The organism is Tolumonas auensis DSM 9187, from assembly GCF_000023065.1.
GTDB lineage: Bacteria > Pseudomonadota > Gammaproteobacteria > Enterobacterales > Aeromonadaceae > Tolumonas > Tolumonas auensis.
Window position 1 is genome coordinate 2,065,412 of the sequence record NC_012691.1, and the last position, 13,473, is coordinate 2,078,884.

General features: G+C 39.5%; 12 protein-coding genes. 4 read left to right on the top strand and 8 right to left on the bottom strand.

From position 1 onward, the window contains the following. The first annotated feature begins 271 nt into the window (after positions 1–271). Together TOLA_RS09620 and TOLA_RS09625 are read left to right on the top strand one after the other, a co-directional pair. Positions 272–955: a transaldolase family protein gene (locus TOLA_RS09620; protein WP_015878964.1), complete on the top strand. Its 684-nt coding sequence runs from the start codon at positions 272–274 to the stop codon at positions 953–955. 119 nt (positions 956–1,074) lie between these two features. Beyond that, the gene (locus tag TOLA_RS09625) at positions 1,075–1,917 is read left to right on the top strand and encodes an MIP/aquaporin family protein (RefSeq protein WP_015878965.1); all 843 of its coding nucleotides are present in this window, start codon (positions 1,075–1,077) and stop codon (positions 1,915–1,917) included. Between the two features lie 125 nt (positions 1,918–2,042). Here TOLA_RS09625 and TOLA_RS09630 read toward each other — a convergent pair whose 3' ends face one another. Further along, positions 2,043–2,900, bottom strand: a complete 858-nt coding sequence (locus TOLA_RS09630; RefSeq protein WP_015878966.1) for a helix-turn-helix transcriptional regulator — start codon at positions 2,898–2,900, stop codon at positions 2,043–2,045. A 288-nt stretch (positions 2,901–3,188) separates the two neighbouring features. On the opposite strand from TOLA_RS09630, the gene TOLA_RS09635 reads away from it, so the two are divergent. Both TOLA_RS09635 and TOLA_RS09640 read left to right on the top strand, forming a co-directional pair. Continuing rightward, the gene (locus TOLA_RS09635) at positions 3,189–4,391 is read left to right on the top strand and encodes an acetate kinase (protein ID WP_015878967.1); all 1,203 of its coding nucleotides are present in this window, start codon (positions 3,189–3,191) and stop codon (positions 4,389–4,391) included. Positions 4,392–4,660: 269 nt separating this feature from the next. Beyond that, entirely contained in the window at positions 4,661–5,509 is an 849-nt protein-coding gene (locus TOLA_RS09640; RefSeq protein ID WP_015878968.1) for a helix-turn-helix transcriptional regulator, read from the top strand. Between the two features lie 9 nt (positions 5,510–5,518). Here TOLA_RS09640 and TOLA_RS09645 read toward each other — a convergent pair whose 3' ends face one another. From TOLA_RS09645 to TOLA_RS09675, 7 genes are all read right to left on the bottom strand, one after another. Then, the gene (locus TOLA_RS09645; protein ID WP_015878969.1) at positions 5,519–5,866 is read right to left on the bottom strand and encodes a PTS fructose transporter subunit IIB; all 348 of its coding nucleotides are present in this window, start codon (positions 5,864–5,866) and stop codon (positions 5,519–5,521) included. Positions 5,867–6,169: 303 nt separating this feature from the next. Next, a complete protein-coding gene (locus TOLA_RS09650; protein WP_015878970.1) occupies positions 6,170–7,219 on the bottom strand; it encodes a PTS fructose transporter subunit IIC in 1,050 nt (349 codons plus the stop codon). Between the two features lie 14 nt (positions 7,220–7,233). After that, positions 7,234–8,121 (bottom strand): ROK family protein, encoded by an 888-nt coding sequence (locus TOLA_RS09655; RefSeq protein WP_015878971.1) that lies wholly within the window; start codon positions 8,119–8,121, stop codon positions 7,234–7,236. Between the two features lie 430 nt (positions 8,122–8,551). After that, positions 8,552–9,415, bottom strand: a complete 864-nt coding sequence (locus tag TOLA_RS09660) for a [formate-C-acetyltransferase]-activating enzyme (protein ID WP_015878972.1) — start codon at positions 9,413–9,415, stop codon at positions 8,552–8,554. Next, on the bottom strand, positions 9,381–11,681 hold the full coding sequence (locus TOLA_RS09665) for a formate C-acetyltransferase (protein ID WP_015878973.1): 2,301 nt from the start codon (positions 11,679–11,681) through the stop codon (positions 9,381–9,383). Before TOLA_RS09665 ends, TOLA_RS09660 begins: the two co-directional genes overlap by 35 nt. A 57-nt stretch (positions 11,682–11,738) precedes the next feature. Next, entirely contained in the window at positions 11,739–12,059 is a 321-nt protein-coding gene (locus TOLA_RS09670; RefSeq protein WP_015878974.1) for a PTS fructose-like transporter subunit IIB, read from the bottom strand. A gap of 66 nt (positions 12,060–12,125) precedes the next feature. Continuing rightward, complete coding sequence (locus TOLA_RS09675; protein ID WP_015878975.1) at positions 12,126–13,190, bottom strand: PTS fructose transporter subunit EIIC; 1,065 nt, start codon at positions 13,188–13,190, stop codon at positions 12,126–12,128. Positions 13,191–13,473: the final 283 nt, after the last annotated feature.

Sequence of the window (13,473 nt, forward strand, 5' to 3'; positions counted from 1 at the left end):
CTAACAAATGTCCACTCCCAATCATATTTTCTTTCATTTATAGTTATCCCATATAAGTTATATTCAAGACTTAATAAAACCATATGTAGTCTGATACAGAAGAAAATCAAATGTATCGGCGATATAAAATAACAAAAATTAATTTCTATTAGTTGCAGCATGAAGAGAAGAATAGAAGTGCTGCTGATTTAGGTGATGTATTTATTCACTATGATTCATGTTTTTATGAATAATCTAAATTAATGACTTATTTTACAAGAGGTAATGAACCATGATTTACATGCTGGACACTGCAAATCTTAAAGACATCGCTCGTTGTGTTGATCTGTATCCAATCACTGGGGTTACAACTAATCCAAGTATTGTTGCTAAAGAAAACAGACCGCTGGCAGCAATTTTGAAAGATATCAAAAATATCATCGGTGATGAAATCATGTTGCATGCCCAGGTAATGGGAAAAGATGCAGACACTATTGTTAAAGAAGCTTATAGCCTGAAAGAAGTCGTTGGCAGCAATTTTGTAGTAAAAATCCCAGCAACCGCTGAAGGCATCAAGGCGATGAAAATCATCAGCAAAAAGGGTGACCTGCGCATTACTGCAACTGCAATCCTGTCACCTCAGCAAGCGCTGATGGCTGCTGTAGCTGGCGCTGAATTCCTGGCTCCGTATGTTAACCGCTTAGATAACATCTGTGCTGATGGCGTCAAAGTAGTTTCTGACATCGTGACCCTGCTGCAGAAGCACAATCTGAAAGCTAAAGTATTGGCTGCTTCATTTAAAAACGTTCAACAGGTACATGACGTATCCATGACTGGTGCACAATCAGTCACTGTTGCCCCTGATGTATTCGAGCAACTGATCCTGCATCCATTAACTGACTCAGGTGTCGCCGGATTTGTGCGTGACTGGGAAGGCGTTTACGGTAAAGACACAACTGTTTTAGACGTTTTGTAAAAAGTATTTCCGGCCACTAGGGGCTGAGCCAGTGGCTGGAAATATCCCCTGCCCTAAAAATAAACCGTCATTTAAAAATTCAATTTATTTACTCTGATTTAAACCAGACAGGATAACCTATGAGCGCTCCTATACCTTTAAAACACCAATGCTTGGGTGAATTTTTCGGAACGGGTTTATTTATATTTCTAGGTGTTAGTTGCTTGATTGCAGCTATTATCTGCGGTGTTACTCTTAGTTTATGGGAAATTGCCGCCGTATGGGGTTTAAGCATTACATTAGCTATATATCTTTCAGCAGGTATATCTGGCGCACACCTGAATCCAGCGGTAACCATAGCGCTTACATTGTTTGCAGGCTTTGACATCAAAAAAGTAGTACCATTTATATTTTCACAAACTGCAGGCGCTTTCGCTGGTGCAGCGTTATCTTACTTTTTGTATCACAATTTGTTTATTGATTATGAACTAAAGAATCACATCGTCAGAGGAAGCATTGAAAGTCTGAAATTAGCAGGAATTTTCAGTACTTATGCAAATCCAGGGATCAGTACAAATCACGCATTTGTTGTAGAGTTAGTTATCACGTCGATCTTAATGTGCCTGATTTTATCTCTGACTGATGAGAGAAATGGCTCAACACGAGGTGTCTTCGCTCCTATTCTGATAGGTATTCTCGTTACTGTAATAGGTACAGCAACTGCACCATTAACTGGTTTTGCAATGAACCCCGCTCGTGATTTTGGTCCAAAGTTATTTACATATCTGGCAGGATGGGGTGATATCGCCTTCACTGGTGGCAGAGATATTCCCTATGTTTATGTACCACTCATCGCTCCAATATTAGGTGCTTGCTTAGGTTGCATTTTATACAAAACATTTTTCGATCTTCGAACAGTAACAAAAGCTGAAACTGCTAAAAAAACAGATCCAAATACAACCGAACTGGCAGCAAATGACTAGATGGTAATAATATTTAAACCTGGTTTACAATAAAAAGATTTGAAATAAATCAAATCACCTAGTGAGTTAAAACGGTTTTTCGCCAAGACATTGTCTTGGCTTTTTTATTACAGATTCATTAAAAATCAAACATCACCATGCTTACTACAGTATTGAGCTCTATATTCTGATGGCGATCTGTCCGTTTTTTCTTTAAATAGCCGACAGAAGTAATTACTGTCATTGAATCCACATTTTCTGGCTACATCTTTGACCTTCACATCATGTCTTTTTAGCATGGATTTTGCTTTTTCTAATCTTATGTAATTCAGATATTCATTGAATCTTAAATCTGCTTCTTTTTGAAACAAGCGTGATAAATACGTGGAAGATATTAAAAACTCTTTTGCCACAGAATCTCTGGTTAAATCTTTGTAAAAATTATCATCAACGTAGTTCCTTATCTCTTCGAAAAGTGATTTTCTTCTGGGTTGTGTCGTCAGCGGATTCTGTAATAAATATAGTGATGAACATAATAAGGATTTGATCAAATAAGTTGCTGTTTGCTTATCTTCTTTTTGCCACATAGCTTCTTGCAGTGACTGAAGAATGAATGCACCAACCCGGGGACCACGCCGAAGCACACTGGTCTTTTCGAGAACATTGAGATGTTCGCCATCCCACGCTATCAACTTGAGAATAATTTGCTGTTTATAGAACCCCATGCTGAGAAGAAGTGACTTTTCATTAAATAGAAAGTCGAATTGAATATCAACTGGAGTATATAATACTGAACCACTATTTAACTGAGTAATTACTTTCTCACTTTCTCGCGTTGATTTGATATTTGCAGAACCTTCAACCATAAATTCTAAACGAGGACATGCTTCAAAATCAGTTTCATGGTGTGATGAAGACGACACTTCCTGGCTACAAAAAACAGCGTCTAATTTATAGAGCTCCCCCGTAGACTCAACGAGAATGTCTTCAATAGTATGGCTCATTAATAGTGTCCGGCATTATTAGTCCCTTTATTTATTTTACACCATTAAATAATTTACTGCCTCCAATTAAAATTTTAAACAATGACTGAAAACCAAAAAATAATTCCCCCTTGTTTTTATTGGCTATAACAGCATGATCCGGATCACAACAGTTATCGTAGAAAACAAATAAAATAATCGCTTAAGCAATCTACATTATCACTATAAAACTGCTTCTGATGGCTTTCTATGCCATCAAACCATAAGAAAAATAAAATATTTCCCTGAGGCGACAATTAGGAAATAGTAATGAATCAAAAATTAGTGCTTGTACTTAACTGTGGAAGTTCATCCCTGAAATTTGCAGTACTTAATGCGGCGTCCGGAGAGGAAAAATTATCTGGATTAGCTGAATGCCTGCATCTTGATGAAGCAAGAATTAAATGGAAACTTCATGGTGGAAAAGGTAATGCAGATTTATGTGTAAAAGCAGCCCATCAAGAAGCACTGGATTTTATTGTACAAAAGATCCTTCCTTGTGATCCTGATTTGGCACATAACTTAATTGCTGTCGGTCATCGCATTGTTCATGGCGGAGAAAAATTTACACACTCAGTCCTTATTGATGAAAATGTCGTGAAGGGTATTGAAGAATGTTCATCATTAGCTCCTTTGCATAACCCGGCCCATTTAGTTGGTATCCGGGCAGCTCAACATGCATTTCCGGCTTTGCCAAATGTTGCCGTTTTTGATACAGCTTTTCATCAAACCATGCCGGAACAAGCATATCTGTATGCTTTGCCGTACAAGCTATACAAAGAAAATGCTATCCGTCGATATGGTATGCATGGAACGAGTCACTACTATATTAGTCTCAAAACAGCCGAATTATTAAATAAACCGGTTGAAGATTTAAATATCATCAGTTGTCATCTTGGGAATGGTGGCTCCGTATGTGCCATTAAAGGTGGTAAGTCCGTCGATACATCGATGGGACTCACCCCTCTTGAGGGACTAGTAATGGGGACCCGATGTGGAGATATTGATCCGGCAATTATTTTTCATATGCATGATGCACTGGGTATGAGTTTGAATGATATTCATCATGTATTAACGAAAGAATCAGGGCTGCTCGGATTAACAGAAGTAACAAGTGATTGCCGATATATAGAAGATAATTACGAAACAAAAAAAGAAGCTAAGCGAGCGATGGATATTTATTGTTACCGGTTAGCGAAATATATCGCTGGTTATACAGCAGCATTAGATGGCCACTTAGATGCGGTCGTATTCACAGGCGGGATCGGTGAAAACTCCGCCCCTATTCGTGAATTAACATTGAATCGACTGAGCTTGATGGGATTCAAGGTAGACCACAAAGCGAACCTGGCAGCTCGTTTTGGCAAACAGGGTATTATCACAGAAGATGGCAGCACTTGTGCGATGGTTATTCCAACAAATGAGGAATGGATCATAGCGCAGGATGCTGCCAATATCGTCAATGTAGAATGATCCACCTCATGATCACGGCAGGTGCTCAACCCTTGCTGTGATCATGAGTTTTAGAAAGAACCAAATCAGAATTCAACTCACCATTAGTGAGAGTGAATTATTATTACCCATTCTGATTTCTTGTTACTAATTAACAATAATTACGAAAAAATATTTTTTAAACTCGCCAACATAATCACCGTTTAAACCACATTTATTAAAAATAAAATGACCTTTTACTTTTTTACAAATGGAATTATACTAATAAAAAATAATATTGATGGCCTGACATGAAAAATAAAATAGACGATTTTTTGATTAATCTAATCAATCAAGAGCACATAATTGATACCGTCTACTATGCCAATGATGTAGGAATACCATCAGAAGTCGCATATCAGGTCCATTTTCCAAGATTAGAATTTGTGATCGATGGAGAGTTGCCGATGAAGTTCGCACTCTCCAATGATGAGAACACAATAATCCTGCAGACCAAAAACACCGTATTATTTATTCCAAATGATGGCTGGAATGAGCCGCAATGGGAAAAACCGGTTACAACGCTAAGCTTATTATTTGGAAAACAGCAACTTGGTTTTAGTCTCATGCAGTGGGATGGATCTGAATTCCACTTGTTGGAAAAATGTCATATTCCCAGACGGGGTCCTCGGACCGCTGCTTTTATTCTGCAAGCATTAATGGAACTCACCTGGCGTCCGGAAGATCAGCAAACAGCAATTTTGTTGATCCGATCACTAATTAGTTCTTCAGTTGACCTGATGCAACATCCGGCCGAAACACTATCCAGAAGTAAAACATTATTCGAAACAATTCGCAGCTATATTGAAGATAATTACCAAAAAGAATTAACCAGAGATCTGGTTGCAAAAGAGTTCTACATATCCCCTAACTACTTATCTCAGCTCTTTCAAAAAGAAGCCAACATGAGATTCAACGAATATCTGAATTTTATACGTATCGAGAGAGCTAAATACTTACTCAAGCGATATGATCTAAAAGTCAAAGAAGTAGCACATCGCTGTGGCTTCAATGACAGTAATTATTTTTGCCGGCTGTTTAAAGAAAAAACAGACAGATCACCATCGGAATATAGAGTTCAATATCAAAGTCAACAATAAAATCCAAAATTATAAATGTATTTTTACGCCTTTGCTGAATAGTGATATATCTTCAATGGCTTTCATTACTTTTTCAGGACTTTGTAAAAACAAACGAGTTGAAATTTTAATCACATTGCAATTGTCAAATCTTTCCATGCCTTCTATATTAATATCAGCAATAATAATAGCCAGATTTGAGCTCTTAATTTCATCATCAGATAGTTTATTTTCTATTCCTAATGCACCTTGTGTTTCAACCCGGATTTTCATCCCTTTGGCCGTGCACATTTTTTCAATTTTTTCAGCCGCCATATAAGTATGGGCAACACCAGATACGCATGCTGTTACAGCAACAATAGATAATTGTAATGTCATAAATCAAAGAAATTCAGATATATAGTATGAACAGTAGCAGACCCATGCCTTAACGGTCTGCTTTTTTGCGAAAAAACGTGATCTACATCACAACAAGGACACAGCTTACTTAGGTGCAAGTTTCCAGTCAAGGATATACACCATAGTACAGAAATATTATTTCACGATTCGTTTATTGAAGAAATGATCAGCTGGTTATATTTTACACTAAAAAATGAATGCTCATCTATATTTAAAAACTAGATGAGCACTGATTTAATTATTACTAGTTAAGGCATATTAAAACAATGAAAGATTTAACCCTTATGCAATAACCTGTCTTTCAGCTTTTTTGCTTAAACCTAATAATATTGTACCAACCGTAATCCCTGCAGCGACAGATAACATCCAACCACCAAAATTACTGTTCAATGGAGCAACGAAGACCCCTCCAAATGGCGCTCGTATTGAGCAGCCCAGGTACATAGACAAACCGCCAGCTAATCCAGAGCCAACAACACATGAACCAATTACAGGTAAAGGACTTCTGACCAGAAAAGGAATGGCCCCTTCAGTAATACCCGCTAATCCAACAATAAAGTTTGTATATCCTTGCTTCCGCTCATCTGGTGTAAATTTGTTTTTGAAAATCACACTAGCAAAAGCAGTCACAAAAGGAGGAACAATACCACCGGCCAGAACAGCCGACATAATTGTATAAACGCCATTTGACAGTGCACCTGTTGCAAATAAGTACGCAGTCTTATTTACAGGCCCACCCATATCAACGGATTCCATCCCCCCGGTGATGACACCCAGCAAGACATTGCCCGATCCAGAAAGAGAATTCAGTAAATCCGTCAATTGAGCATTTAATATCCCAACCGTTGGTTCCACAAAGAAAACAGTTACAGCACCAGTACACAGAACGGATACCAAAGGAATAATCAATAAATCTTTAGTACCACTTAATGAATCAGGTAATTTATCAAATATTCTCTTTAACAGAACTATTAAATAACCCACGAAAAATCCGAGGATCAAAGCACCCAGAAAACCAGATTTGCCAATACTCGCTAAATAGCCAGCAGCTAAACCTCCTGGAATTGCCGCATCCTTACCATGGTATCTGGCAATAAAAGCGCACAGCACAGGCAACATAAAGTGAAAAATAGCACTTCCTGTTGTGGTAAAGAAATCAGCCAGTTTAGTGTTATGACCATAGTTATTAAAATCGATTGTCGGATCATCTAACATAAATCCAACACCAATCAGTATGCCACCTGCAACAACACAGGGTAACATATACCCTATTCCGGCCATGATCGGATCTAAAATCCGTGATGATAATGATTTTTCCTTTGCGATACTCATATTAGTAATTCCTTTTATGGCAATAATGCCGCACCCATCAGACCCGCGTTATCGCCAAATTCAGCCAATTCAACACGTAAATAATCAGGGAAAATGACGTACTGCTTCGCACGTAACGTAATGCGTTCAACCAAGTCCGGGTTGTGTAATGCAATAGCGCCACCCAAAACGAAAACATCTGGATCCACGATGCAGGAAATGTTGCCTATCGCTCTGGCGATCCCATCAACGACCTGTTCGACAATGTCTGACGCGGTAGGATCTCCAATACGATATAAATCAAACACCTCTTTTGAGTTCAATTCTTTTCCATACTTTTTCTTAGAGATCAGCGCGATACCCGTACCACTGCATTGCTCATTAATCGCGCCAGGATTAACACCACCACGACGTTCTGACTGTTCATTAACTATCAGGTTATAAATTTCAGCAGCAGCCGAATTAGAGCCATTAATGATTTTCTTTTCGCGGATATAACCACCACCGATACCGGTAGACATTGTTATATAAAATACAGTTTTATATTGTGTACCAGCGCCTAGCGTTGCTTCCGCCAGCCCAGCTAAATTAGCATCATTATTCAGAGTTGTTTTAAACCCGGTTTCTTTTTCAAAAAAATCAACAATACTAAAATTGTGCCAGGTTTCATTCAGATTCGGTGGATTAATAATTGTACCTGTTCTGGTACTCAGTGGACCAGGCGCGCCGACACCAATACTTCTGAATTTATAACCTTTCTCAACGATCATATCTTCTAAGAACTTAACAACTTGAGACAAGTTATCAGCAGCAGTCCATTCACGGTTATTTGCCACCTTAAAATGTTCAACCTGATTAAATTCTTTATCGTATATAGCACATCTGATATGTGTTCCACCAATATCAATACCAACGCTTTTCATCTACAACATCTCCAGATAATATTATCGACAGCAAAGTTTCCGTAAAAACAAAACAACTTAGAACTTAATCTTTTCTCAGATTACAGGTATAGGTGCAGGCATGACTATGTGACAAAACTGCCAAAAACTGGAGAAATGTATTATCAATAAAATTTTAAGAGATAGCTCACAAAAAGAGTTAAAATAATGTTAACAGACAGGAATTAAACTCATATTACGATAAATATGATGTGTATTTTGAGGGATTAATAAGCAAAATCCACTTTGCCATAGCAATAAACGTAGCACTAATTGAAGGGAAATGAAGAGAACGGAAGAAAAGATATATTTATTAAAGATATTCTGATGACACTATTACTGAATAACAGTGTCATCAACAATCATTGACCACAGAAAATATTTTATCGTGAATAATCAGGTTAGCGTTTAGCTACCCCCCTACTACAACATTATATCCTTCCGATTCGCAGTATTTTTTATATGCTTCTACTTCAGATACGCTTGGCACTTTAGTATTAGTAAGCTTATATTCCATTTTTAGTGTTTCATATTTACTAGCACCAAATTGATGGAATGGTAACAAATGCAACTCTTTTAATTCAAATGGCTTCAGAAATGCTAATATTTTTTCTAAATTCGATATTGTCATTGTGTACCCGGGGATTAAAGGAATTCGTGGAATCACTTTTACGCCCGAAGAAACGACAGCCTTGAAATTTCTTAACACCAGTTCAAGGTCAATCCCTATTATTTCTTTTGCTTTCGCTGCATCCATAATTTTAAAGTCATATAAAACTTCATCACATAACGCAGCCATTTTTAATAATTGAGTTCTACTACCGAAACCTGTGGTCTCAATTGCAGTTCTGATTCCTATCGCTTTCAGCCGTTTTAATAATTCAATAGCGAATGGAGCCTGAGCAAGAACCTCTCCGCCTGATATTGTAACACCCCCATTAGACGTAAAATAAAAAACAGCGTCTTTCTTTAATTCTTTCATGACTTCATCAACCGTCATGTCAGTACCAATTCGTTCATATGCGCCGCTTGGGCAATCTTCAACAGTCTTCGGACATATATCACAATGGATACATTTTGCTTCCCTAATCACGTATTCGACTTTGTGAGAACGAGATTCAGGGTTGGCGCACCAAGGGCACGCCAACGGACAACCTTTCAAAAAAACGACTGTCCTGATTCCTGTTCCATCATTCAACGAATATCGTTGCATGTTGAAAATTCGACCTTCCATCTGCGGTTCACAATTGATGTGCTGTGCGATGGATGATGTCATCTTGGATCTCCTTACTCAATTCAACGAAGAACGCACTATAACCAGCGACACGAACAACCAAACCGGCATAATCTTCAGGGAACTCTTGCGCTTTAAGTAAAGTTTCAGCATTAACCACGTTAAACTGCACATGCTGAAGCTTCAGCTTCATAAACGCAGACAGGAAGTCAGCTAATTTATTTAAACCTTGTTGACCTTCTAAGGTACTTGGCATGAATTTAACATTCAGCAGACTGCCGTTAGACAACAGATAATTATCTAACTTACTGACAGACTTCAGTACTGCTGTAGGGCCAAGTCCATCTTTACCAACCATTGGTGATAAACCACCGTCAGCCAGCTGATCGTGAGCTTTACGACCATCGGGTGTTGCACCAACAACTTTACCCAACGGAACGTGAGCAGAAACAGTATACGAACCCGGGATGAACTGACCACCACGCGGGTTTTTATATTGTTCAACTTCTTTACAATAGAAGCGTAGCAAGTGACTGCTAATGTCATCGACCGCATCAATATCATTACCGTATTTTTCGTAACGGCTGATCAAGCGGGCACGGACTTTATCGCTGCCTTCAAGCGTATAATCCGAATCAAGAATATCGATCAACTCGCTATACTTCATTTGTTTCTCTTCAAAAATAAACTTCTTGAGAGCAAACAATGAATCACTCAGGTTGGCGATACCAATTCCCTGCACACCAGAGAAGTTATAACGAGCACCACCTTCAGTAACATCTTTCCCGTTTTGCACACAATCACTTACAAAAGAAGAAAGAAGTGGCGTCGGCGCCCAGTCGCGGTGGCCGATATCGCAGATATTACTACCATCAACCATTAATTTTACGTAATGGCGAATGTTATCCTCAATTTGGGCAATGATAGAGTCGTAAGTTACAGCGTCATTGTTTTTGTTCTGTTGTAATGTGATTTCCATTACTTTCAACAAGTTGAACATCGCAATATCGTGTAAACCATAGGTTCTGCCTGGAATTGAGAGCTCGACACAACCAACAACAGAATAGTCACGGGCATCTTCCAATGAAACGCCGCGATTCAGGAATGCCGGAATTACAACTTCATCGTTAAAGATCTGCGGAATACCCGTTCCCAGACGGATGGTTTCTGCTGTTTTGATCAGGAATTCACGATCCATAAATTCATTAACGCGAACACCCAGATTAGGCTGTGGCAGCTGAATGCTCTGATATGAAGTCAAACACAATTGCGATAATGGGTTTTCCGCATTGCGGCCATTAGCTGTTAAGCCACCCAGCAAAATAGTATAGCCTGTCGGGAAACCGGCGAAGAATTGCGCACTACTGCTTGAACGCAGCAATACGATATCGTTCATCTTGATCCACAAACTTTCCAGCCATTCTTGCAGCGCTGCTGGTGATTCACCTTCCGCCAGAGATTTCTGGTAGAACGGCCACATGTATTGGTCAAAGCGGCCTAACGACAGAGAGCTCGCATTAGACTCATACTGCAAAATGATGTTCATGTACCAAAATAATTGGCAAGCTTCATAGAAATTAGTTGGTGCATCGAATGCAACTTTTTCAGAAATCGAAGCTATTTTCAGCAGTTCAGCTTTTCTCACTTCATCCGCGCAATTAGCCGCCATTTCTAACGCTAACTTGTTATAACGCAGAATGTGTCTGCTGGATGCTTTCAGTGTTATCAGTACGGCTGGATAAAAGTGATTGTCCGGATTATTTTCAACTAACGCTGCAATCTCATCAGTCAGTACTTTCAGACCATTATCTAACAAACGGTTGAAATCGATGATGATATGGCCTTGTCCCTTATCAGTCTGGTTGATACTGAAAACTTTAGTACCAACAGCTTCTTTGATATTTTCCGGGAACTGGCTATTAATGAAATCCTTCATTGAGCGTTTTTCCCAATACGGGAGTAACTGCTCACGATAAATCTTTTTATCTTCTTCAGATATATTGAATTTGTCTTGCGGACGAGTGGCAAAAATATCCAGTTCTTTCGCAATCCAGTACGGATCCATTTCAGGAGAAATGATACCACTACGCGCTTTAACAGTTCGATTACCAGCGATTAATTCGTCTTCACGGATGGATATTTCAACATTATCCAGAAAATGTTCCACCGCTTTTGCACGACGAGACTGAACATGCTCTCCTTCTGTTTTTTTATAACTCTCGGTGTACAGCAGTGCACGTTCTAAAGAAATCTCACGCGGCTGAGCGAACATCGCTTTTTTTAATCGGGAAATACGTTCAGTTGTCATATGCATTACTTCCTTTCTGTGAGCTGAATTGGGGGGCCGAAACACCCCCGTTTGACTTTACGCAGTTTGAGCCAGGTGAGCTTCAATTTTATCCATCAGAGTACCGGCTTTTTTAACAGCGTCACTGATACCTACACGAATAATTGTTTTACCTTTGAAGCGCTCTTCATTTTTAATGCCGATATCTTTTGTCAGAATAACAACATTTGCTGAAGCTACATCTTCGGCTGTTAATTCATTATCGCAGCCAATAGAACCCTGGGTTTCAACTTTCACTTCCCAGCCTTTGGCTTTGGCAGCATTTTCAATTGCTTCTGCTGCCATATAAGTATGAGCAACACCTGATGGGCAAGCGGTTACAGCGATTACTTTAGTCATGATCATTTACCTCTGAATATATTTTAAGTGATATAAATAAACCGTATTAACTTTAATTTTTGTAAATCAACCAATTTGAATATCGATGTCCAAATCGTCATTTTGCTTAGAAGTGTCTTTTTGTGGTGCACGGCTTTTCAGGAAGTTAACAACCAGAGCACCAACAACTGCGCCTACTACCAATGCGAGTACAAAACCAAAACGACCATCGATAACAGGCAGAACAATCAAACCACCCCACGCGGCATAACCTTTTACACCTAACACCGCCGCAGTAACCGCACCACTCACAGTGCCAATCATGATGGATGGAATGACACGCAGTGGATCAGCAGCAGCAAACGGAATGGCCCCCTCGCTGATACCCATGGTACCCATCAACAGTGCTGCTTTACCGGCTTCACGTTCTTCGTCTGAATAGTATTTTTTGCCAATCAATGTTGCCAGACCCATGGCCAGTGGCGGCACCGCGATAGCGACAGAACCGATAGCAACGACGGTATAGATACCCTGACCAGCACACATAACCATGAATGCGTAGGCAACTTTGTTAACCGGACCACCCATATCGAACGCGATCATGGCACCCATAATGGCAGCCAGAACGACGATGCCGGAATCTTGCATACTGGTCAGCCATGCAGTCAGACCTTGGGTCAGCGCACCAATCGGTTCCGCCAGGAACCACATCATTGCGCCAGCGGTGATGAATGTACCTACCAGTGGGATAACAAAGATTGGCATTACTGAACGGGCAAAGGCAGGTACTTTGATCTTTTTCAAATAAAAGACCACGATGCCACCCAGCAGACCGGCGATGATGCCACCGAAAAAGCCAGCACCGAAAGAGTTACCAACCCAGGCAGCAATGGCAGCCGGAGCCAGTGCAGAACGGTCTGAAATCGAGTAACCGATATAGGCCGCCAGCATTGGCACCATTAACGTAAATCCGGCCACACCGATGTTGAAAATATCTTTGAGATAACCAGAGTCTGGCACCGCGCCTTTACCATAAAGCATCACAGATGCTGCGAGTAAAATCCCGCCAGCAACTACGAATGGGATCATATGGGAAACACCCGTCATCAAATGCTGACGTGTATTTTTTAAAATGTTGATTAAATCACTCATGGTTCCCTCCTAAGGGAGATCTATCATTGTCGTGTGTGTTTGCATTTTGTTCACTGAGCCTCTTCAGCCAGTGAATTTTTATTTCACGATAACTATAGGAACCGAAGGCATTTACAGGGAGAGGACAAATTTGCGAATTACTAGATTTTTGTACGATCAACTTCGAACGGTGATCCATGTCATAATTCAAGAAACACAATATTCTTTCAAGTAACTATAAATTTTCGGAAACATTCCAAAAAACATTCAGAAGACAAATAAACAATTAATTTTTTGTAAAAAA

What these genes read in the sequence shown, in the direction of transcription:
- TOLA_RS09620 (WP_015878964.1), top strand. Translation starts at nt 272, where the DNA reads ATGATTTACATGCTGGACACTGCAAATCTTAAAGACATCGCTCGTTGT.
- TOLA_RS09625 (WP_015878965.1), top strand. Translation starts at nt 1,075, where the DNA reads ATGAGCGCTCCTATACCTTTAAAACACCAATGCTTGGGTGAATTTTTC.
- TOLA_RS09630 (WP_015878966.1), bottom strand. Translation starts at nt 2,900, where the DNA reads ATGAGCCATACTATTGAAGACATTCTCGTTGAGTCTACGGGGGAGCTC.
- TOLA_RS09635 (WP_015878967.1), top strand. Translation starts at nt 3,189, where the DNA reads ATGAATCAAAAATTAGTGCTTGTACTTAACTGTGGAAGTTCATCCCTG.
- TOLA_RS09640 (WP_015878968.1), top strand. Translation starts at nt 4,661, where the DNA reads ATGAAAAATAAAATAGACGATTTTTTGATTAATCTAATCAATCAAGAG.
- TOLA_RS09645 (WP_015878969.1), bottom strand. Translation starts at nt 5,866, where the DNA reads ATGACATTACAATTATCTATTGTTGCTGTAACAGCATGCGTATCTGGT.
- TOLA_RS09650 (WP_015878970.1), bottom strand. Translation starts at nt 7,219, where the DNA reads ATGAGTATCGCAAAGGAAAAATCATTATCATCACGGATTTTAGATCCG.
- TOLA_RS09655 (WP_015878971.1), bottom strand. Translation starts at nt 8,121, where the DNA reads ATGAAAAGCGTTGGTATTGATATTGGTGGAACACATATCAGATGTGCT.
- TOLA_RS09660 (WP_015878972.1), bottom strand. Translation starts at nt 9,415, where the DNA reads ATGACATCATCCATCGCACAGCACATCAATTGTGAACCGCAGATGGAA.
- TOLA_RS09665 (WP_015878973.1), bottom strand. Translation starts at nt 11,681, where the DNA reads ATGACAACTGAACGTATTTCCCGATTAAAAAAAGCGATGTTCGCTCAG.
- TOLA_RS09670 (WP_015878974.1), bottom strand. Translation starts at nt 12,059, where the DNA reads ATGACTAAAGTAATCGCTGTAACCGCTTGCCCATCAGGTGTTGCTCAT.
- TOLA_RS09675 (WP_015878975.1), bottom strand. Translation starts at nt 13,190, where the DNA reads ATGAGTGATTTAATCAACATTTTAAAAAATACACGTCAGCATTTGATG.